Raw genomic sequence first — 22,298 nt, 5'->3', positions numbered from 1 at the left:
AGGAGTTAAAAATATGTTTTTTGAAACTTTAAGTGTTATATGCAGTATAGTAATTTGTGTTGTAGAATGTGCTAAAGCAGTGTTTAGCATTTTAAAAGAGATGGGTATAATAGAAACCAATGCTCAAAGTGCTGACGATTTAGGTGCTAAAGTATTGGCAGCAGAGGAGCAGGGCATTACTTTGGAAACTTCTAAAAATTTTGAAGATTATAAAAATCAAATTAATGCCATAGAAGTACCAAATCCTGAAAAATATTCTCCTGAAGATAAGGCTAGGAAAGCAATTGAATATTCTATAGAAGCGATAAATAATAAATATGGTGTTAATTTATCTCCAGATGCTGCAGGAAATCTTGCCAATCATATAGCATATTTTAATAATGGAAAATTAGACTATGTTATGAAAAATGATAGTAATTTAAATAATTCATTAGTTGAATATGGAAATTATTTAGATAGTAAGGTTGTAGGACAAGAAGCGGATAATATTAGAGAAAAATTGATAGACATAGAAAAGGCAGTAAATCCTAATATATCCAGACAGGAAGCGATCGATAATATTTATGCTAATAAGTCTTAAAAAATAGTATGCTATTGCATTAAAAGAATAAACTTTATACTTTTAATGCAATAAATTTTACATACTGCAATTTTTTAGGTACTGTTTTATATATTCAAGTGTATAAAATAACTTTATAAATGATCTTAAGTATGTTAGTGATACTTGAAAAAAAATATACTTATACTATACTTAATATAATACAAATATAGGTGTAGTTAATGAAAAAAGAATATAAATACAAACTTACAGAAGATGATTTTATAGATTTTCAGCTTCATTATTTAAAAATGAACAGTTCAATGACTAAAACTATAAAAAGAACTATAGCAATATTAGTAGGTTTGTATTTAATTGTATTTGCAGCAATGGCTGTATACTTTAGAGATAATGCATTTTTAATAATTATAATAGCAGTATTAGTTTCTGCTTTTTCTGTTATACAGGTATTAACATATAGGAAACGCATAGAAAAAAAGATAGTAAAAAAAGTTAAAGACTATTCAAGAAGCGGAAAGCTCGATAAAGTTTTCGGCGATAAAGAATTAACAGTTTATGATGATAAAGTTGTGTTTAAAGAAAATAGCGGTGTGAGCAAGTTTAATAAAGAAGATATACAAAAAATAGATTCTACTAACAGATGCATATTTTTTTATGTAGATGAAATGTCTGCTATTATTATACCAAAGTCTTATTTAAATTCCGATGATGCGAATTTTCTCTTGTCTTATAAAAAATAATACTTGAAAAACTATTAATATTATTATAGTATTTTGTTATGGTTATTATAAGAATGAAATTAAAAGGCGATAAAATATATATAAAGATATCAGGCGGAGAAGTATTTACTATACCCAAAAACGGTCTTTATGAACTTGATTTGTATGAGGGAATGGAGCTTGAATATGATGAGATTCCGCATATAAGAAATAAGGCATATGAAGCTTCAGCAAGAAAATCGGCTGTGTCAGTATTAAAACGAGGATTTATAAGCGAGGGTATGCTTAGGGATAAACTTATAAAAAAAGGTCATAAAAAAAGGTTTATTAATTATGCTGTTTCATACTGTAAAGAATATGACCTCATAGATGATAAAAGATTTGTAAAAGTGGCTGTAAGCAGTTTAAAACTCAAAGGAAAGAGTAAAAGACATATTATAGATTATCTCAAAAAATGCAAAGTAAAAAACTCATTAATAGAAAGAGCATCTAATTCTATAAGCGATAAAAGCGAAAATAAAGCATTAAAAGAAGCTATAAAAAAATATTATAGAGTTTATGAACATAAGGAAAATAAAGAAGATTATATAATAAAAGCATTAATGAGAAAGGGCTTTAAATACGACAGAATAAAAAAATTAGTAACGGCGTATTTAGAGAAAAAGAAAAATATTTAATTATAACTTTTATTGATTAATTTTATTTTATAACTATTATGAGGCAAATGAATAGTATATTAAAAATTATTACTATATTTTCTGCATTTTTCATATGCGGCTGTCTTAATTTTTATACTTCCTCCTCATCATCATTATTAAATGATAATGAAATAGACAAAAAATATATAGGTTTATATGAATCGGGCATTACAATAACTGACAGTTATAATATTACAGGGCAGGCTTATGTATCTGTTACTATTTCTTCAGGCAGTGTTGCAGCAGTAAATATTTCAGGAGGATATATATCTTTTTTTAACAATATATATAAAGAGAATATAGTAAAACTTTCTGATAACTCATATTCAGCTTCTATCACTTCAAGCGGATATAGATATTATTTTACATTTACTTTTTCTGATTATGCCCTCAATTTTTATTTTGACCGTAATGACGGTACAAGGGGAAGCGGTAATCTTACAAAGGTAAGATAATATAATAACTACATTAGGCTTGTTTCAAAACTATTTTTATTTATAATTGCGGGGACTAGCCCTGCGAAGCACACAGTCGTGCCGCACCCCCACTTCTTTTGCCGTCTAGGCACCTACTCAGTGGTGACCCAAAGAAGCAAAAAGACTGCATATTTATATATTAAAATGATAAATTATACAAAAAACATACGATTTGCATGATAATTAATATTATATAATTTAGCATAAAACAATAAACTATTAAAATTATTTGTCAAGTACTTTTGAAACAAGTCTATTAATATAAAATTATTCCCAAAACGGCAGAAATAACTATTATAGCAAGTATAGGTACTTTTTTTATCTTTAAGAATATTGATAAAGCAAATATAAATACTCCTATTGGGCTGATGTATTTAAAGATATTTTGAATAAAAACAATATTTCTTAATATAGAAGTTTCTGTAAGCTGAACAAAAAAAGCATCTTTTGTAAAAGTTACAACGGCCGAAGCTATTAATGCAACAGCACATACACGAAGAGCATTCATTATACTATTAAACTGTTCATTATTTTTTACAGCATAAAAGAATTTTGACACTATCATAGTGATAATAAATGCAGGAAGAAATATACCAAAAGTGGCAGTTGCAGAACCTAATACTCCAGCTACTTTATATCCCACAAATGTTGCAGAGTTAATAGCAATGGGTCCCGGTGTTATCTGGGATATTGCTACAAGATTAGAGAACTCTGCAGAAGTTACCCAGCCGTAATCTTCTAATATTCCTAAAAGCAAAGCTATAATAGCGTATCCGCCTCCGTAAGTAAAAAGTCCGAGTTTTGCAAATACATAAAAAAGTCTCAAGTATATCATAGTATTAATTTCCGTTATTTATTATTATTTTTTATAACATATTTATTAAATAGATAATACAGCCAGCCTATCAGTGCTGATAAAAGCAAAGCATATATTACATTAAAATTCAAAAATACAACTAAAATAAAACTAAGTACAAAAAGAATAACAGTGAATTTATCCTTCATTACCTGTTTTCCCATTCCAAAAGCAGAAAGAAGTATAAGCCCTGCTATAGCACCGCGTATGCCTAAAAATGCTTTATGTACATACTCTGTATTTTGAAATCTCTCAAATATAGGAGCTATCATAAGTATAATAATAAATGAAGGTGCCATAACGCCTATTCCCGCCATTATACCGCCGAATATTCCAGCTACTTTAAAACCTGTAAGAAGAGATGAGTTTACAGCAATTACTCCCGGTATACTTTGAGCTAGGGCAAATATATCTATTATTTCATCTTTAGTTAAGAACTTTCTTTTACTTACAAACTCTTCTTCCATAATAGGAAGCATAGCAAGTCCTCCTCCTATAGTAACAAGTCCTATATAAAAGAAAGAAAAAAACATAGTATGCCATTTGGGCTTTTTTGCCTGTTCATTAGACTGACTGATATTATCCATTAATTTTCCTATAAGAAATTTTTTAAATACAGTTAAATAAATTTACATCATATTTTATTATTGTCAACTGTAATAAATATTGTTCCATAATTTTTTATGCAGTTGATTTTATAATAAAATATATTAGAGTTATTTCAAAAATACTTGATAAGATTATATTTGTCTCACAATAAATAAAATTATTTTTTAAACAAGTATAGTAAAAATATATTATATAAAGAATATAAAAAAGCTTTATGATAATTTATATTTATCATAAAGCTTATATAATTTTTTAACAATGAATATTATTATTGTTTAGTCCAAGCTCCATTGAAATCGCCTGTACCATTAGCTTCTGTTTTGCTTGTAAATGTTATATCACCAGCATTACTGCCGTCTTTTAATAACATTATATTTAATAATTGGGCTTTTGAATCACTTGCTCCTTGAACATTATATGTCTGATTATCTTTTGTTATAGTTTTGGCGGAAGTGTTTACTGTAAAACTTCCGCCGCTTCCTACCCAAGTGCCCCCTAAATCATTAAAACTAAAACCTTTGCTGCAGGATATGCTGAAAGCTGATAATAAAGTTAAAGCTAAAATAACAGTGATAATTTTTTTCATTTTATTTTCTCCTTAAAGTTTTTATTATAATGATAATATAAGTATATATAATTAATTATTCAATGTTTTATAATATAATAGTTAATATTTACCCTAGGGGAATTCATAATTATTTATTTTACCCTAGCACCTCTTCCTCTTATTTTCATTTTTTTAGATAATCCTGATTGTGTAATTTCGTATCTGGGCATAATTAAAAAATCATAATTAGTACCTTTCAAAGCCTCTGCTATTAACTGTTCTTTTAATGTAGTGTCTTTTGAATCGTAAGGAAGCTCTGCTGTCAGTACTTCTCCTACTGTGATGTCGTTTCCGCTAAGCTGAAGACTTTGAGGAATATTATCTGCAGTTGCTATAGTAGAACAGCTCATTAATGTTAATGCAGATATTAATATTATTATGATGCTAATAATATTTTTCATTTTGTTTTCTCCTTAAATAATTTTTTATTATGTATAACATAAATTTTTTTACTGTTTTTAACAATGATTATACTTTATAAAAGTCCATAACTACCCTAGGGCAATTATTAACTTTTAAAAAGTCTGACGGCAAGTATTAAAGTTTTAACTGAATTTATTTATTTTTTTGATTAGGGTTTAGCTGTTTGCCTCTGTTGCCCTGATTTTGGTCATATCGCGGATTAGTTCCATTACTTCCTTTATTAGGGTTTTGCATATCAGCTTCATTGTTATGTTTTTTAGCCATAATTTTCCTCCTTAAAATTATTTTTTATCATTATTGTTTTTTTGATTTTCTGGATTTAGCGGATTTTTCTGCCAGCCTCTGTTACCTTGAGCTTTATCATAGGTAATATTTGTTCCGTCTGTGCCTTTATTGGCATTAACAATATCAGCTTTGTTATTAGCTTGTTTCTTTTTTTCACTCATATTTAGCTCCTTAAAAGTTATTTTTATATTTTTTATTAAAGTTTATAACTTTAATACCTGCCTGCTATATCATTAATATAATTTGAAAACTTCTCTCTATCAAAAATATTATTACTCTCATCATAGCAATTAAATGCACTAATCAAAATCAGTATGAAACTTATAATATTTAGATCTTCTTTATTTTCTAAATTTATGTTCTTATACTGATTTATAATATCTTTTATATAATCATCATTTAAATTATCTATATTAAAATTATTATAAAATTCTTTTTTAGAGTTTTTTATTATAGCCTTTATTATATCAGCCTCTTTTTTATTGATGTTTTCAATTAAGCCCTTCATTTTTTTTATTTCCTCTTTTTTTAGTATATCCTTACTTACAAATATTAAGCACTCCGGTATATTATCAAATATCACCTTTTTAATATCAGGCAGCTCAAATCCCAATGCCTTTAAACGAAGTATCTCTCTTACAATATCAATATGCTCTTTGCTGTAGTATCTTACCTTTTCTCTTATAGGTCCATGAGTAATTCTGTATGCAGGAAGCACATTTTTATTATCCCATTCTCTCAAATTTTTTAATGTTACATTATTAATTTCTTCGTTTTTTAAAATTTCTAAAAAATTTCCTATAGCAATTAATTCATTTTTGTTTTTATTTTTTATGCTTTCAAGGATATATCTTTTATTATTTATAAAATATGCTATACTGGTATTATTCAACATTTATTGTTTTCCTTACAAAAAAGTAGTTTTTAAAACTAACTTTTATATAAAAATAATACAAACAAAAATTAAATACTTACCCATAGGTAATTATTTATAAATTTATTATAGGCAATAATGGAGTTTTCGCCTTATTGGTACATCAATGTACCTAATAAAAAAGTGAATTTTTTTTAGAAAATTTTTAGCTTTTATTCTACTGAAGAAAAAAATACTTTAGCTAATTCTATATCATTAAACATAAATACATAATGATATGTGTATATAAAAATATTATTATAATCTATCATTTTATTATGAACCAAATAAGATGTGTAAGACTGTAATTTGTATAAATACTCAATATTTTTTATGAAATTTTCTTTAATATTATCTTTATAAAAATATTTTGTTATCATCATAATCATAGAATGATTCATTTTGAAGAATGCTTCTATTTTTAATTTAAAATCTCTTTTGTATCTATCATTATATCCATTAAAATCATTATCTAATTCATCAAACATTTTTTTAGTAAATATATCCAAATTATCATCTGAAATATTTTCTTCATTACCATTAATAAATCTTTTTTTAGCTTCCTCAATTATTTCTGATTCATCTAATGAGAAATTAGAAGTATAATCGTCAATAATTTTTTGTTCTTTTATAATCTTTTTAGAAAAATAATAGTCTACAGGAGATAATAATTTATCTGTTTTCATACTATCATAAAAATCTATAATACTATTAAAAATATTATCATAGCTTTTTAATATTCTTTTTTCATCTTTAATATAATTTTTAATAGTTTGTGTATGACTATATGCTAATTCTATAAGCAAATCATTTAATAAAGTATTTATAATTCCGTATTCTTCTAAAGTTATTAATTTAAGAAAATAAAATCTCTCTGCTATTTTTCTAGCTATTTTTGTACCTTCTATTTGAATAATAATATTATTAATTGTATTATCTGATTTTTGTAAATTCATTTCTTTATATTCATTAATAAATATATTTTCCTGATAATCTGCTAAATTAAAATATATTCCAAACTTTATTTTGCTGCATAAAAATAAAACAAAATTATAATAATCTTTTTCAAAAAATAAATCTCTATAATCATTATATTTATACATAAGATGTAAATAGCTGTCGTTTTTTAAATAATTATTATGATTTAGATTTTTTAGTTCATATCTCTTTGCTATATCTAAATTATATGCTTTGTCAAATAAATAAGATTTTTCTTTTTTAAGAGTATTATATTTTTCTATATATAAATTAATAATCTCTTCATACTCTTTATTATCAAGCTTATTCTTATTATTAAGAGTGTATATTATGAATATGAAATAATAAAAATGCAAATCATAGTATATAATATTTTTATCTAAATAAATATTACCAAATAAATTATTAATTTCTTCTCTTTCAAATATATAATAAAGACAAAGTATATATTTTTTTATTGTGTAATAGTTTATATAATTAAGTTCTTTAGATGAGCTTATAAGCATATTTATATTTTCTATACTTATTTTTAATTCTTCAAAACTCATATTTTTTATATAGTATTCATCAGTGTGAATTGATTCTTTTTTTAGTATTGGAAGTAAATCAGCATGTAATTTTAATTGTTTTTTAGTTTCTTCTAATTCTTTTTCTGCTTCTTCTTTTTCTATTAAAATTTTATTTAATTCTTTTTCAGTATTATCTTTTTCAATCGAAACTTTTTTTAATTGTTTTTTAGTTTCATTTAATTGTTTACTCGCTTCCCTATTTCTTTCAATATCTTTTATATAATCTAAATGTATTTTTGCTTCATAATCTGTACCATATAATATAGTTTTTATATCTTTAAAATCTAATTTATTCTCATAATAATAATTTATATTGTCTGCTATGATGAGCATTTCTAATTTATAATATATTGTATTTTCAAAAAACTTATAGCCTTCAAAAAGTTTATTCTTATGATATTCTCCATACCTTCTTACTTCTTTTTTAACAGAATTTTTATTATGAAGAAGTTTTTCTTTATCATTTATTAGTTTTACTAAAGTTCTGTATTTTAAATCCTTATTTTCTAATTTTTTAAAAATATTATTATATATATCTATGAATAAACCTATTTCAAAAAGATAAATATTTTTACTGTCAAGTTTAATTTCTGTAATGTATTTTTCTTCTGTTTTATCAAACTTATTATTTTTATAAATCAATTTTGATATAGTAAACGGTTCTTCTTTCTTTTTTCTTCCTCTAGTTTTTTTAATCACATATACATTTTCTTTTTCTTTTTTTACAAGAGTCTTTATATCTTCTTCACTTGTATAAGATATTGTTTTTGTTTTTCCGTTTATATAAATTCGTACTTCTTTCATAATTAACTTATATTCGCTTATATTTTTTGATTATTTTATATTATAAATTTTATTTAAAAAAATTACAGAGGCGTAGAGGCATCATGAAAAAATATAATATAAAAACAGAAAATCAAATATATGACCTTATAAAAAAAGAGAATCTCACATTTGATGATATTAGTAAAAAACTAAATACTATCTTTATTCCAAAAAAGAGCAGTCCTCACTAAATTTATAACCATCAGAATAATAAAAAGGCATTTTATCTACTCTATAAATACCCCAAGTCTTTATACCGAATTTCAAATGATAATAAACTTCCTTTGTTTCTTTATTTATTTCCATTATCTGAGAATTATTACCGAAATCAAGAAGCATGTTTCCATTGCTTAAAAAATCTATATCGGATATATAGTGAGAATATAATTTATTATCTGTTTTATATTCATAAATTTTTTCAGCCTTCCAATTTCCATGCGAACCAGTAATTTTATATTCAACGTATCTTGAACCGTTGGGATTAATGTCTTCATCTCCCTGATTATCAAACATAGCTATTACATTAGTAGATATCAAAAACAAAGCATGCTGGCTTTTAGGTCCGTCTGTATTTCCGTCACCTAAAACTTTATAAGGATCAAATGATTTTAAATCTTTTAAATATCTTCCGTATGGGTTGTATGATTCCATAGTATCCAATGTATCATCTGCCATATACCAAATAAGCTCCCATTCGCTGTAATCAACCGCCATAACTGCCAAACTTCTCACTGATAAATAAAGTATATCATTATCATCGTCATAAACTAAAGAATTACAATGTGCCCAGTCCATAGGAAAATCTCTTTTTCTTCCTATACTGTAGTATTTATTATCTTCATCAAATATTAGCTTTTTTAAATACTCTTTCTCTGCCTCATCGCCGTTTCTGTTCACTATCTTTTTTATCAAATCGCCGACATACAAATCTCTAATCATATTTCCATTACTGTCCACTTCGCAAATTCTGTCCTCAACGCCCCAAGCAGAGTTTGCAAGCATTATATAATTACTGTCAGCCTTTTTTCTTATAGTGTCATGATGAACACCTATATCAAGTTTTGTAATGTCTAATTTAGCATTTCCAAGCAAATCGCTAACTCCCATAGTATCATAAATAACTATATCATTATCTTCATCTATAACCTTTGCTATTTCATTAGTAAGATAGAAGTTAGAATAATTAACATATCGCAGATTTCCGTTTCTGCTTACTCCCATTAAGAAAAGACCTTTCCAGCTTCTATTTATAACGGGGCTTACAAAATATATCTCTTCATTATTATCAGTTAAATTGCTTATCGAACTTTCATCATTAATGCTAGCAAAATATATATTCTCTTCAGGCACTAAATTTTTTATAACCCTGTTTGTAGCTGGTATATATATTCCGTCAATATAAAGTTTATCTACTATTATGTTGGTAGATATTCTATTAGTGCCGTTAATAATGTAAATAGTGTTTGTATTTTCAGAGTACATGCCATGTATAGCGAAATTAGATCCGTAATTTTTAGGGTAAGTAAATATTATATCATTATCTCCAAGCATTCCCTTTGTTATCACTGTAACGGGGTAATTATTATTAGTATCTATTTTGTATACTAATGATAAAGGTGTCTGCCCGCTAGGATTTAGTACAAGCTCTCCTAATTTATCATCAGGAAGCGGAGTTTCTTTTTTTGAACATGAAAATATTAAAATCAATATAAAAAAATTAAATAAAAACTTTCTCATAAATAAAATACCAAATTAATTATATTATTAGTTATTCTAAATAATAATCTATTTTTATGCAACAAAAAAATTAAAATACATAGTATTATAATTGCTTTCATTAGCCCGCCCACCCCCCAAGTTCAATAAAAAATGTTTGTATTTTTATATGTGTATTTCTAAATAAAAAAGATACTAATGAATAAAATATAATTTGATATAAAACAATTACTATTGACAGATATATTTTAAAATTATATAATACTTCAAGGTTTTTATATATAATAATATTTTTAGAGTGTATGCAAACTTAATCATTATAACTTAATGTAGGACATATATGATAATTTTAGAAAATGTCAGTAAAATATTTAAAACTGAAAAAAATAAGCAGCTTAATGCAGTAAATAATGTTTCTCTCAAAATAGAAAAAGGCGAAATATACGGAATAATAGGTTTTTCAGGAGCTGGAAAATCTACACTAGTTAGATGCATAAACTTACTTGAAAGACCTACATCTGGAAAAGTATATATTGACGGCGAAGAGATTACAGCATTAAACCCTAGAGAATTAAGACAGAAAAGAAAAAAAATTGGAATGATATTTCAGCAGTTCAATCTATTTGCTTCAAGAACAGTATTTAAAAATGTGGCGTATCCTTTAAGATACAGAGGACTTTCAAAAGATGAGATAGAAAAAAAAGTAATGTCCTTGCTTGAGCTTGTAGATATAAAAGAAAAAGCATATGTTTATCCTTCTCAGCTAAGCGGCGGACAAAAACAAAGAGTAGCTATTGCAAGAGCTTTGGCCAATGATCCGCAGATACTTTTATGCGATGAAGCTACCAGTGCCTTAGACCCTCAGACTACTTCTTCTATTTTAAAATTATTAAAAAAATTAAATGAGAATTTGGGTATTACTATAGTAGTAATAACTCATGAAATGAACGTAGTTAAAGAATTATGCCACAGAGTAGCTGTTATGAATAAGGGTAATTTGATAGAAGAAGGCGATATATTTGAAGTATTTTCTCACCCTAAAAATAAAATTACTCAGGATTTCATAGATACTACTTCAAATCTTTCAAAAATATATACGCTTGTAGAAGAGAAAGATAATATTACAAAAATTAAAGCAGGCGAATGTATAGTAAGATTAAAATATAAAAAGGAAAGTGTTGGAGAGGCTTTGGTATCTCATGTATCAAGAAAGTTTAATGTAGACCTTAATATAATATTCGGTAATGTTGAGCTTATAGATGACAGTCTTTTGGGAGGGCTTGTTGTTATAATGCATGAGAAAGAAAAAGGCGGCATAACAAATACTATAAACTTTCTTAAAGAACAAAATATTGATATAGAGGTGATTACTGATGCTAGATATGATGAATAATTTAATGCCTAATGTTATGGCTGATTTGCCAAGACTTTATCAAAGCATAATACAGACATTTGTTATGCTTCTTTATTCTGGTATAATATCATTTTTTATAGGCGGTTTTTTGGGCGTATTATTAATAGTTACCAAAAAATTCGGTATTATGGAAAATATAGTGGTATATGAAGTATTAAGTAAGGTTATAAATTTTTTCAGAGCTATTCCTTTTATTATACTTCTTGCTATGCTTGTACCTGTTACAAGATTTATAATGGGTACTGCCATTGGTGTAAAGGGAGCTATAATACCTTTAATATTCGGAACAGTGCCTTTCTTTGCAAGACAAATAGAGAGTGCATTATCAGAAGTTAATCCTGGACTTGTAGAGGCAGCTCAGTCTATGGGATCATCACCTATAGCAATAATATTTAGAGTATATTTAAAAGAAAGTATTGCTCCTATAGCAAGAGGAACTACTATAACTGCTATCAGCTTAATAGGACTTACCGCTATGGCTGGTGCTGTAGGTGCAGGCGGACTTGGTACTTATGCTATACAGTCTGGATATTATAGAAATAAACTTGATATTATATATGTATCTGTAATACTATTAGTTATATTAGTAGGTATTATACAAGCTATAGGGAACTTTGTGGTAAAAAAAGCTACACATTAAAAAAATTATTTAAATTTATTAATAAAATAATTTATAAAAAGGAAATTTATTTATGAATAATACTATAAACAATTCTATCAAAAGAAGAAAAGTGGTTTTAATAGGAGCAGGTCATGTAGGATCGCATGCTGGATATGCATTAGCAGCACAGGGACTTGCTGAAGAGATAGTTTTTATTGATATAGACGAAAAGAAAGCATTTTCTCAGGCTTTGGATATATTTGATTCTACAGTATATCTTCCTCATAGAGTAGAAGTAAAATCAGGAAATTATAGTGATATTGATGATGCTGATATAATGGTAGTATGTGCAGGACCATTGCCTAATATGAATCAAACTAGAATGGATACTTTAGGTGCTACTATAGAAGTGATGAAAGATATAATAGAGAAAATAAAAAAAACTAAGTTTAACGGCATAATAATAAATATATCAAACCCTGCCGATGTTATCACGCACTATCTGCAAAACAAATTAAACTACAACCCAAAAAGAATAATATCTACAAGCACAACATTAGACTCAGCAAGATTAAGAAGAGCAATATCTGAAGCTGTTAATATAGATCAGAAATCAATATATGCCTATGCTTTGGGTGAGCATGGAGAAAGCCAAATGGTAGCTTGGTCAACTGTAACTATAGCTGGAAAACCTTTATTTGAGCTTATGAAAGAAAAAGAAAAATATTCAAAATTAGATTTAAATGAACTAGCTAACAAAGGCAGAAGAGGAGGCTGGGACGTTTTAGGAGGCAAAGGATCTACTGAGTTTGGAATAGGTACTTCCTTAGCCGAAGTTGCACGTGCTGTACTTTCTGATGAACATAGAGTGCTTCCAGTATCAGTTTATTTGAATGGAGAATACGGACAGACAGATGTTTATGCTTCTGTACCTGCTGTACTTGGAAGAGACGGAGTTGAAGAGATAATAGAGCTTAACATGAACGATGAAGAGAAAAAATTATTTAATGCTTCATGCGAAGTTATGAAAAAAAATTATGAATTAGCTTTAAAAATGTAATAAAATAATATATTAATTAAAAAACAATTAATGAGTTTATTTATGGAGAATTAAGATATGAAAAAAATAATTTTATTTTTGAGCATGTTGTTTTTAGCAGCATGTTCATCTGGTAATAAGAATGAAAATGTTGTGAAGGTTGGCTATATAGGAGAGTCTGACAGAGTTATTTGGGAAGAGGTTATGAGACAGGTTTCTAATGATAATATAAAAATAGAGCTTGTATCATTCGGAGATTATCTTCTTCCTAATCAGGCTTTAAATGACGGCGATATAGATATGAATAATTTTCAGCATTATGCCTTCTTTAACAATGAAGTAGAAACTAAAGGATATAAATTAACTGCTATAGCTGATACTTGTCTTGCTGCTATGAACATATATTCTGACAATATAACAAATATTAATGAAGTAAAAGAAAATGATAAAATAGCTATACCTAATGACCCTTCAAACGGAGGAAGAGCTTTAAAAGTTTTGGAAGCTGCTGGGCTTATAAAATTAAGAGATAAGAATATAGTAAATCCAGTATTAAATGATATATCAGAGAATAAACTTAATTTGAATATAATAGAAGTTGATGCTGGAAGTATATATAGTCTTCTTCCAGATGTGGCTTGTGCTGTAATTAACTGTAATTTTGCTCTAAACTTCGGGCTTAATCCAGATAAAGATTCTATATATAAAGATAATCCTACAAACTATGCTGATAAAAACTATATAAATCTTATAGCTGTAAGAGCAGAAGATAAAGATAATGAAATATACAAAAAAATAGTGAATGCTTATCAGTCAGATGAAGTTAAAGAAATTTACAGTAATGACTTTAAGGGGGCTTATATAGCTGTTTGGTAATTTTTATAATGAATATAGGTTTTTTATTATGATGAAGAAATTTTTTATATTTTTTTTATTAATAAATATATCATATTCATGCAGCGGTAATAACAACGTAGAAATTATAAAAATAGGACATATAGGTGAGTTTGACTATGATATATGGAATCAAATAAATGAAGAAATTAAAAGGGATAATTATAAATTAGATATTGTTTATTTTAATGATTATGAACTTTTAAACAAGGCATTAAATGACGGGGACATTGATTTGAATGCTTTTCAAAATTATATTTATTTTGTAAATGAAGCGAATGAGCATAATTATAAACTTTCTATTTTAGAAAAAACTTTTGTAGCACCTATGCATATATATTCGAAGAATTTTACAAATATAAATCAAATACAGTCAAATGCAAAAGTCGCTGTCCCTATTGATAAAGTAAACTTATCAAGGGCTTTGCAGATATTAGAAATGGCAGGTTTTATTAAATTAGAAAGATATAATAATAACTTGTATTCTTTAAACAATATCTCAGAAAATAATTTAAACTTGGAAATTGTCCCTATGGAAGCAAGTACAATATATTATAATATGGACAAGATAGATGCAGCTATTATTAATTACGGATTTATTTCAGATTATCAGAATTACAATATTATATATTATGATGATGTAAAAAAATATTCTGCTTCAGGAAAAAAATCATATGTGAATTTAATTGTCTGCCGTGAAAAAGATAAATCTTATAATATTTATAATTTTATAGCTGTAAGCTACAAACATAAAATTAAAACTTATATAGAAGAAAATAAATTAAAAGGGCTCATTGTTATTGATTAATAATTGAGGTGCAAAAAATGAATAATCAAATATTAAAAATATTTATAATTATGATGTTATTATTATTTGCTTCATGCAGTAAAGAAAATAAAAAAGATATTACTGTAAAACTAGGCTGCATAGGTGAGTTTGATACCGCTATATTAGAATCTTTAACAGGAAAATTAAAAGAACAGAATATTATTTTAGATTTGATAACTTTTTCAGATTACAGCGTATTAAATAAGGCTTTAGTAAGCAAGGCAATAGACTTAAATCATTTTCAGCATTATGCGTATTTTGTAAATGATACCAATAAAAATGATTACTACTTATCCATTGTAGAAAAAACATTTATAGCTGATATGAATATGTATTCTGATAATCTTACAAATATAGGACAAATAGGCTTAAAATCAAAAATAGCAGTTCCTGAAGATGATATAAATTTATCAAGAGCACTTAAAATACTTGATTCTATAGGTTTGATAAAATTAAAAGAAAATGGTAATAAAAATTATAATTACAAATTTGACGATATAAGAGAAAACTATTTACTTATTGAGTTTGTGCCTATAAAATCAAGTGATATGCATTCTATCATGTCAAAAGTTGATGCTGCCATTGTTAATTACCATTTCAATTTTGATTTTAGAAACAGCAATATTATATATGAAGATGATCCAAGCAAGTATCAGTCGGACATGTATGTTAATGTAGTAGCAGCAAGGCTTGAAGATGAAAATAATATAATATATAAAACTATAGCAAATCTTTACAAAGAAAAAGTATCAGAACTTATAGATGCAGGTAAAATAGTAGGCATTACGATAGCAGATTAAACGCTTTTTAAGGATATATTAATGAATATAAAAACGCTTAAAAATATTTTAAAAATTTTATTATTGTTGACAGCATATGTTTTTATTTCATGCTCTGATAATAAAGATGATAAAAAAGTAATAAAAATAGCACATGTAGGTGCTTCAGATACAATTATATGGAAACATATAATAGAAAAACTTGATAAAGAAGGTATAAAAATAGAACTTGTAGATTTTTATGATTATGATATACCAAACAAAGCTTTAAATGACGGAGAAGTTGATTTAAATGCTTTTCAGCATCATGCATATTTTGATAATCAGGTAAAAGAAGAAGGATATAATATAACTCCTATAGCGGATACTTATATTTCAGCTATGAATATATACTCTAAACAAATTACGAATATTAATCAGATAAAAGAAGAAGATACGGTTGTAATACCAAAAGATTCTTCAAATACGGCAAGAGCTTTAAAAGTACTTCAGGCTGCTGGTATTATCAAACTTAAAGAAGAGGCTGGAGATTTTCCCAGCACCAATGATATAATAGAGAATCCGATTAATATAAAAATAATGGAAGTAAAATCTATAGATATATACAGTGTACTTAATGATGCTGCTTGTGCTGTTATTAATGCCAATTATGCTATGGATATGGGATTGAATCCGGGAGCTGATTATATATTTCAAGATGATCCTTCCATATACAGCGGGAACTATTTTATCAATATAATAGCAGCTAGAACTAAAGATAAAAATAATCCTATATATAAAAAAATAGCAGAAACATATCAGTCTTCTGAAACAGAAAAAGTATATGCTGGGGATTTCAAAGGGGCTTATCCGCCTGCTTGGAAATAGTAAGTAATTTTACATATCTTAATTTAAAAAAATTAATTATTAATAAAAAATAAAAATTTATTTTAAGGAGAAAAAATGAAAAAGATTTTATTATTGTTTATGACATTTATAATATTATCATGCGGCAGTAATAATCAAAAAGGTACCGTAGTAAAAATAGGACATGTAGGGGAATCTGATAGAATTACTTGGAAGCCTGTTATTGAAAAGTTAGCTAAAGAAGGTATAACTGTAGAGTTAGTATCTTTTTCTGATTACACTTTGCCTAATCAGGCTTTAAATGACGGAGAAATAGATTTAAATGCCTTTCAGCACTTTGCATATTTTAATAACGAATTAGCATCAAGAAATTATGATCTTACAGCAATAGGAACTACATTTATATCATCTATGAATATATATTCGAAAAATATTACAAATGTAAGTGAGCTTAAAAATAATGATAAAATAGCTATACCTAATGATCCTGCAAACGGAGGAAGAGCTTTAAAAGTTTTAGAAGCGGCTGGAGTTATCAAAGTAAATCCAGAAGCTGGAGATTCTCCAAGCATTGATGATATAACAGAAAATCCTCTTAATATAGAATTAGTAGAAATAGATGCTGGAAGTTTATATAGTCTTCTTCCAGATGTTGCTTGTGCTGTTATAAACGGAAACTATGCTATCGACTTCGGACTTAATCCTGGTTCTGATTATATATTTAAAGATGATCCTTCTATATATACTGGAAACTCTTTTTATAATTTGATAGCGGCTAGAACTGAAGATAAAGATAATGAAATATACAAAAAAATAGTAGAAGCATATCAGTCTCCAGAAGTAGAAAAAGTATATGCAGAAGATTTCAAAGGGGCATACTTACCTACTTGGAAATAATTTTATTTTAATGATAATTTATTATAGTATTAGACTTACTGCAAAAATAAATTGATAAATATTTATAGTTTTGCGGCAAGTCTTTTTATTTATTATTGAAATTATTATTAAAATAATATAATCTAATATGAAATTATTACCTAATAACAAGGAGAAAATAAATATGAAAAAGATTTTATTATTAATATTGTCTATGACATTTATAATATTATCATGTCAAGGTTCAAAAACAAATGCAGATAAAACTGTAAAGGTAGGATTTGCAGGAGAATCCGATTATCAAATTTGGAATCCTATAGTTGAAAAATTAGCAGAAGAAGGCATCACTGTAGAATTAGTATCATTCTCTGACTACACTATACCTAATCAGGCTTTAAATGACGGCGAAATAGATTTGAACGCTTTTCAGCATTATGCATACTTTAATGATGAAGTGTCAAATAAAAAATATAATATCACTGCTATAGCTGATACTTATATATCTGCTATGAATATTTATTCTACTAATATTACAGATGTAAGTCAGGTAAAAAACGGCGATAAAATAGCTATACCTAATGATCCTTCCAACGGAGGAAGAGCTTTAAAAGTACTTCAGGCTGCAGGACTTATTAAAGTAAAACCAGAAGCGGGAGACACTCCATCTGTAAGCGATATTACAGAAAACCCTCTTAATCTTCAAATAATAGAAATGGATGCAGGTGCTATTTACGGAGTGCTTCCAGATGTTGCTTGTGCTGTTATAAATGGAAACTATGCTATTGACTTCGGACTTAATCCTGGAAAAGACTATATATTTAAAGATGATCCTTCTATTTACAGCGGAAAATCTTTTGTAAACTTAATTGCTGCTAGAACTAAAGATAAAGATAATGAACTATACAAAAAAGTTGTAGAAACTTATCAGTCTGATATAGTAGAGAAAGTTTATAATGAAAACTTTTTAGGTTCTTATCTTCCTGCTTGGAAATAAGAATAAATAATTTTTAATAAAAATTAAGCCCTATATATAAAAAATATATAGGGCTTTTTAATTGCTTGTTTAATTATTTAATTAATTTTTTAACCAATTAATAATTACTCCCATAAATTTCTATTATTATAGTATTTATCCAAACTGTCGCTGAACCATCTGCCGTTCATTACATTTTTTATCATCTTATCTTTTAATTCTTCAGATAGTTCAGTATCATTATTCATTTCATTTATAATATCTTCGTATGTTGCAGTGACACTTTTTGATTCACATACTGCTTTATCATCTTTGGCATCTAATACCATAGAAAGATGAGTTTCATTATTCCATCTCTCCCAAGTGTTTAAATTATCAGAATTAGGATCTCCTGTATAGAGGAAGTTTTTTAAATATTGATTAAATATATCAGAAACATCTTTATATGAGGCAGATGCAAATAAATTATTATCTATATTTTTATAATTATGTTCTTTAGCAAGCATAGGTATAAATATTCCATGAAAAGCACCGAATGTTGGTATTTTATAATCTGAAGTGTAATCTCCGTAATTGATAGAACATAAATATATAGGGGCATTATAATTATATTCGCTCATTTTTTCTGCTGAGGCTTCTGCATTAAAGTATGCATACATTTTGCTTCCGTATTTTATAGCGAAAGTTTTTGCTTTTTCTATATCTTCTGCACTATAATTACTCATCTCTTCTGAAGAGAAATATGAATCTCCATTTGCAAACATGCTGAACTCTGTATTTCCAGTAAGCATTATAATAGGTACTGCATTATAATCTTCTGTATCAAAACCTGATTTAGGCAATACTTCATCATCTCCGTAAAGATGAGGGAATACGCTCATTCTTATGCCTGCATTTCCCATAAGAGGTATTAATCTCTCTGAAGATATGCTGTATAAATAATCAGAAACATCACTTCCTGAAGTTAAAAGCCAATTTACAGCTTCTTCTTCGCTTGCTGCTTTGCCGTCTTCTACTGCAAGAGGGGCTATTGCTTTTGCTATTTGTCTTCTGCTTAATGTTTCATCAGCTATAGTCATACCTCCGCTGAATGCTATAGCTTTTTGGAATTTACCTTTGAATATAGGGCTTACCAATAATGCCATTACATCTCTTCCGCCTGCACTGAATCCTGATATAGTAACATTTTCTGGGTCTCCTCCAAAAGATGCTATATTATTTTTTACCCAGTCTAAAGCTAATGCTATATCCAAAAGAGTATAGTTTCCTGTTGTATTGGTTTCATTAATGAGAGCAGGTAAGTTATTAAAACCTAATAATCCCAAACGGTAATTAACAGAAACAAATACTATATCATCTTTTACAACCATATCTGTACCTATAAGTTCTTTTGTGCTTCCAGTCTGATTGTTTCCTCCATGCAAAAATACCAATACTGGTAAATCTTTTGCCCCTTCTTTACTATAGATATCTAAATTCAAACAATCCTCACTTCCAACTATTTCATTTCCGCTTAACTGCAAAGCTAGTCCCTTCCACACTGAAGCATCGTATTCATTGCTCCAGCTGTCTGGATTTTGCGGAGCCTGCCATCGTGAAGCCTTACCATAAGGAACACTGTACCATACTAAAGCATCGTTTTCTTTTATGCCTTTCACTTTTCCAAATTGTGTGTCTCTTACAGTTTCGCTATTATTACTGCAGCTTAAAATAATAAAAAGCGAAAAAAATAATAAAACATTCTTTTTCATTTTTGTTATCCTTAAAATAAATTATTCTTTTGAATGATATATATTATAATACTTTTATTTTTTATTTTATTATGAAATAATAGTCAAATTATATAAAATTTATATTTGAGTATATAAAATAGTTATATATTAAAACATATTGTACATACAAATCTATACATGTAAAATATTATATATTAAAACTTAATAAATGGGATTATTATATATATGAATAATCGTTTTGAAACAAGTATATATTATATGCTCTTTTCTTCCTGCATCTTCTTTAATTTCTTTATCTCTCTGCTTACCAATATTACAGTTACTATCAAAGCAGCACCATCAGCTACAGGTCCTGCATACATTACTCCGTCTATTCCGAGTATTCTAGGAAGTATTATAATAAGAGGAAGTAAAAATATTATCTGTCTTGTCATAGATATAAAAGCTCCTTTAAATGCTTTGCCCAAAGAAGTAAAGAATGTTCCAGTTACTGGCTGAATACCGTTTATAACCATTAATGCCATATATATACGCATATACTCTTCTGCAAAATGAAAATATAAATCGCTTCCATCTCCAAATATTGCTACAATTTGTCTCGGAAATAATTGAAATAATAAAAATGCTGTAAATGCCATAATTGTAGTAATTGTTATAGTAAGTTTATATGTTTTTATAACTCTGTCATAATTTCTTGCTCCATAATTAAAACCTATTATAGGCTGGCTTCCTTGAGATGAACCTATTATAAAAGCCATTACAAGAGTATTAATTTTAGCAATAATGCCTGCCACTGCCAAAGGTATATTACCTCCGTATATGGAATTAGCTCCATAATAACTAAGTACATTATTCATTGTAATTTGTACTATCATCATCGCTAATTGATTAAAACCAGGTGATGATCCTAATGAATATATTTTTAAAATATTTTTAGGGTCAATTAAAAAATTATCTTTTTCAAATTTTATATGTTTGAACCTAAATAAATATCTTATAACCATAATAAATGAAACAAATTGTCCTATTATAGTAGCAAGTGCTGCTCCAGACATACCCATATCAAATGTAAATATAAAAATCGGATCTAATATCGTATTTATAATAGCACCTGCAAGTACTGATGTCATAGAATACTGAGGACTTCCGTCTGCCCTTATTATATGGCTCATCATTGTAGAAAATATAAATGGTACAAAACCTAATGCTGTTATATTTGTATATTCCACAGCATAAGGCAATACTTCTTGAGTAGATCCGAACATCATCATTAATTTCTTATTAAATATTTTTACTATTACTGTAAATACAATCCCGAATATTAAAGCTAATACAATAGTATTTCCTATAATTTTGGCTGCCTTTTTATTATTTCCCTGACCTAATAATATACTGTAAAATGAAGCACAGCCAAATCCATGAAACAATGCTATAGACATACAAATAATAGTAAGAGGAAATGCTATATTTGTAGCGGCATTACCATTGATACCTACTCCTCTTCCTATAAATATTTGGTCTACTATATTATAAAGAGATCCTACAAGCATAGAAATAATGCTTGGTGTTGCGTATTTAAATAAAAGTTTATATGGTTTCTCATAATAAAGAGGATTGGAAGTTACTGAATTATTATCCATAAAATTATCCCTATATACAATATTAATCTTTTAAGTATAATTTTATTTTATTATTTTTTCAAGTTATACATTTCAAACAATAAAATTTTATTCTAAATCACGTCCTTTTAGATTTTAAAGCTTTATTTTTTATATTGTCTTTGATTAAATCTATAAGCCTACACTTAAAAAGTACGCCCACCCAAAGCGTGATTTAAATTTAAGATTTTCATAAACGCATGCAGAACTAATTTTAAAATATAGCTTAATTTATAATTACAATTTTTATGTTTTATGAGGATAAAATTAACCGTGCATCGAATAATATTACAAAATTTAAAGAATACTTGGGTGGGCAGTCAGAATAACAGTTAAAGCTAAAGAATAAAAAACATTCATAAATAACAGATAAAATTAAAAAATTTAAATGGTGGGAGTTAGAATAGATTTTTAAATTTTACT

General features: G+C 27.1%; 25 protein-coding genes. 14 read left to right on the top strand and 11 right to left on the bottom strand.

Features of this window, described 5'->3' with window-relative positions; genetic code table 11:
• Positions 1-13: 13 nt before the first annotated feature.
• From Q1X91_RS07300 to Q1X91_RS07285, 4 genes are all read left to right on the top strand, one after another.
• Complete coding sequence (locus Q1X91_RS07300; protein ID WP_300755176.1) at positions 14-580, top strand: hypothetical protein; 567 nt, start codon at positions 14-16, stop codon at positions 578-580.
• 200 nt (positions 581-780) lie between these two features.
• A complete protein-coding gene (locus Q1X91_RS07295) occupies positions 781-1,299 on the top strand; it encodes a YcxB family protein (RefSeq protein WP_300755173.1) in 519 nt (172 codons plus the stop codon).
• Positions 1,300-1,352: 53 nt separating this feature from the next.
• Positions 1,353-1,955, top strand: a complete 603-nt coding sequence (locus Q1X91_RS07290) for a RecX family transcriptional regulator (RefSeq protein WP_300755213.1) — start codon at positions 1,353-1,355, stop codon at positions 1,953-1,955.
• A 47-nt stretch (positions 1,956-2,002) separates the two neighbouring features.
• Positions 2,003-2,431 carry a hypothetical protein gene (locus Q1X91_RS07285; protein WP_300755170.1) on the top strand — a complete coding sequence of 143 codons (429 nt, stop codon included), beginning with the start codon at positions 2,003-2,005 and terminating at the stop codon, positions 2,429-2,431.
• A gap of 277 nt (positions 2,432-2,708) precedes the next feature.
• On the opposite strand, the gene Q1X91_RS07280 is transcribed toward Q1X91_RS07285, so the two are convergent.
• The 8 genes from Q1X91_RS07280 to Q1X91_RS07245 form a co-directional block, all read right to left on the bottom strand.
• Entirely contained in the window at positions 2,709-3,287 is a 579-nt protein-coding gene (locus Q1X91_RS07280) for a chromate transporter (protein ID WP_300755167.1), read from the bottom strand.
• Between the two features lie 14 nt (positions 3,288-3,301).
• On the bottom strand, positions 3,302-3,895 hold the full coding sequence (locus Q1X91_RS07275; protein ID WP_300755164.1) for a chromate transporter: 594 nt from the start codon (positions 3,893-3,895) through the stop codon (positions 3,302-3,304).
• A gap of 290 nt (positions 3,896-4,185) precedes the next feature.
• A complete protein-coding gene (locus Q1X91_RS07270; RefSeq protein ID WP_300755161.1) occupies positions 4,186-4,503 on the bottom strand; it encodes a hypothetical protein in 318 nt (105 codons plus the stop codon).
• 113 nt (positions 4,504-4,616) lie between these two features.
• A complete protein-coding gene (locus tag Q1X91_RS07265) occupies positions 4,617-4,925 on the bottom strand; it encodes a hypothetical protein (protein ID WP_300755158.1) in 309 nt (102 codons plus the stop codon).
• A 154-nt stretch (positions 4,926-5,079) separates the two neighbouring features.
• Entirely contained in the window at positions 5,080-5,211 is a 132-nt protein-coding gene (locus tag Q1X91_RS07260) for a hypothetical protein (RefSeq protein WP_300755156.1), read from the bottom strand.
• Positions 5,212-5,228: 17 nt separating this feature from the next.
• Positions 5,229-5,393, bottom strand: coding sequence for a hypothetical protein (locus Q1X91_RS07255; RefSeq protein WP_300755154.1), 165 nt, complete (start codon positions 5,391-5,393; stop codon positions 5,229-5,231).
• 50 nt (positions 5,394-5,443) lie between these two features.
• A complete protein-coding gene (locus Q1X91_RS07250) occupies positions 5,444-6,127 on the bottom strand; it encodes a MerR family transcriptional regulator (protein WP_300755152.1) in 684 nt (227 codons plus the stop codon).
• A gap of 191 nt (positions 6,128-6,318) precedes the next feature.
• Complete coding sequence (locus Q1X91_RS07245) at positions 6,319-8,496, bottom strand: hypothetical protein (protein WP_300755149.1); 2,178 nt, start codon at positions 8,494-8,496, stop codon at positions 6,319-6,321.
• A gap of 83 nt (positions 8,497-8,579) precedes the next feature.
• Between Q1X91_RS07245 and Q1X91_RS07240 the strand changes: the two genes are divergently transcribed.
• Positions 8,580-8,708 carry a hypothetical protein gene (locus Q1X91_RS07240; RefSeq protein WP_300755147.1) on the top strand — a complete coding sequence of 43 codons (129 nt, stop codon included), beginning with the start codon at positions 8,580-8,582 and terminating at the stop codon, positions 8,706-8,708.
• Here the strand turns inward: Q1X91_RS07240 and Q1X91_RS07235 are convergent.
• Positions 8,680-10,254, bottom strand: coding sequence for an aryl-sulfate sulfotransferase (locus tag Q1X91_RS07235; RefSeq protein ID WP_300755144.1), 1,575 nt, complete (start codon positions 10,252-10,254; stop codon positions 8,680-8,682). The two genes, Q1X91_RS07240 and Q1X91_RS07235, sit on opposite strands and share 29 nt — an antisense overlap.
• 319 nt (positions 10,255-10,573) lie before the next feature.
• Between Q1X91_RS07235 and Q1X91_RS07230 the strand changes: the two genes are divergently transcribed.
• The 9 genes from Q1X91_RS07230 (at position 10,574) to Q1X91_RS07190 (ending at position 18,505) form a co-directional block, all read left to right on the top strand.
• A complete protein-coding gene (locus tag Q1X91_RS07230; protein WP_300755142.1) occupies positions 10,574-11,626 on the top strand; it encodes an ATP-binding cassette domain-containing protein in 1,053 nt (350 codons plus the stop codon).
• Complete coding sequence (locus tag Q1X91_RS07225; protein WP_300755138.1) at positions 11,607-12,287, top strand: methionine ABC transporter permease; 681 nt, start codon at positions 11,607-11,609, stop codon at positions 12,285-12,287. The genes Q1X91_RS07230 and Q1X91_RS07225 overlap by 20 nt, the downstream gene beginning before the upstream one ends.
• A 52-nt stretch (positions 12,288-12,339) precedes the next feature.
• The gene (locus tag Q1X91_RS07220; RefSeq protein ID WP_300755135.1) at positions 12,340-13,308 is read left to right on the top strand and encodes an L-lactate dehydrogenase; all 969 of its coding nucleotides are present in this window, start codon (positions 12,340-12,342) and stop codon (positions 13,306-13,308) included.
• A gap of 57 nt (positions 13,309-13,365) precedes the next feature.
• Positions 13,366-14,163, top strand: a complete 798-nt coding sequence (locus tag Q1X91_RS07215) for a MetQ/NlpA family ABC transporter substrate-binding protein (protein WP_300755132.1) — start codon at positions 13,366-13,368, stop codon at positions 14,161-14,163.
• 28 nt (positions 14,164-14,191) lie between these two features.
• On the top strand, positions 14,192-14,989 hold the full coding sequence (locus Q1X91_RS07210; protein WP_300755129.1) for a MetQ/NlpA family ABC transporter substrate-binding protein: 798 nt from the start codon (positions 14,192-14,194) through the stop codon (positions 14,987-14,989).
• 17 nt (positions 14,990-15,006) lie between these two features.
• Positions 15,007-15,810, top strand: coding sequence for a MetQ/NlpA family ABC transporter substrate-binding protein (locus Q1X91_RS07205; RefSeq protein WP_300755126.1), 804 nt, complete (start codon positions 15,007-15,009; stop codon positions 15,808-15,810).
• Between the two features lie 21 nt (positions 15,811-15,831).
• Positions 15,832-16,656 (top strand): MetQ/NlpA family ABC transporter substrate-binding protein, encoded by an 825-nt coding sequence (locus Q1X91_RS07200; protein ID WP_300755123.1) that lies wholly within the window; start codon positions 15,832-15,834, stop codon positions 16,654-16,656.
• Positions 16,657-16,731: 75 nt separating this feature from the next.
• A complete protein-coding gene (locus Q1X91_RS07195; RefSeq protein WP_300755119.1) occupies positions 16,732-17,532 on the top strand; it encodes a MetQ/NlpA family ABC transporter substrate-binding protein in 801 nt (266 codons plus the stop codon).
• 163 nt (positions 17,533-17,695) lie between these two features.
• Positions 17,696-18,505: a MetQ/NlpA family ABC transporter substrate-binding protein gene (locus tag Q1X91_RS07190; protein WP_300755116.1), complete on the top strand. Its 810-nt coding sequence runs from the start codon at positions 17,696-17,698 to the stop codon at positions 18,503-18,505.
• 104 nt (positions 18,506-18,609) lie between these two features.
• Here the strand turns inward: Q1X91_RS07190 and Q1X91_RS07185 are convergent, their stop codons facing one another.
• Both Q1X91_RS07185 and Q1X91_RS07180 read right to left on the bottom strand, forming a co-directional pair.
• Positions 18,610-20,235 carry a carboxylesterase family protein gene (locus Q1X91_RS07185; protein ID WP_300755113.1) on the bottom strand — a complete coding sequence of 542 codons (1,626 nt, stop codon included), beginning with the start codon at positions 20,233-20,235 and terminating at the stop codon, positions 18,610-18,612.
• A 236-nt stretch (positions 20,236-20,471) separates the two neighbouring features.
• Positions 20,472-21,857, bottom strand: a complete 1,386-nt coding sequence (locus tag Q1X91_RS07180; RefSeq protein WP_300755110.1) for an MATE family efflux transporter — start codon at positions 21,855-21,857, stop codon at positions 20,472-20,474.
• Positions 21,858-22,298 lie beyond the last annotated feature (441 nt).

This window comes from uncultured Brachyspira sp. (assembly GCF_949287625.1).
GTDB lineage: Bacteria > Spirochaetota > Brachyspiria > Brachyspirales > Brachyspiraceae > Brachyspira.
The sequence above is the reverse complement of the archived record's forward strand: the minus strand, read 5'-3'. Positions and strand labels throughout refer to the sequence as shown.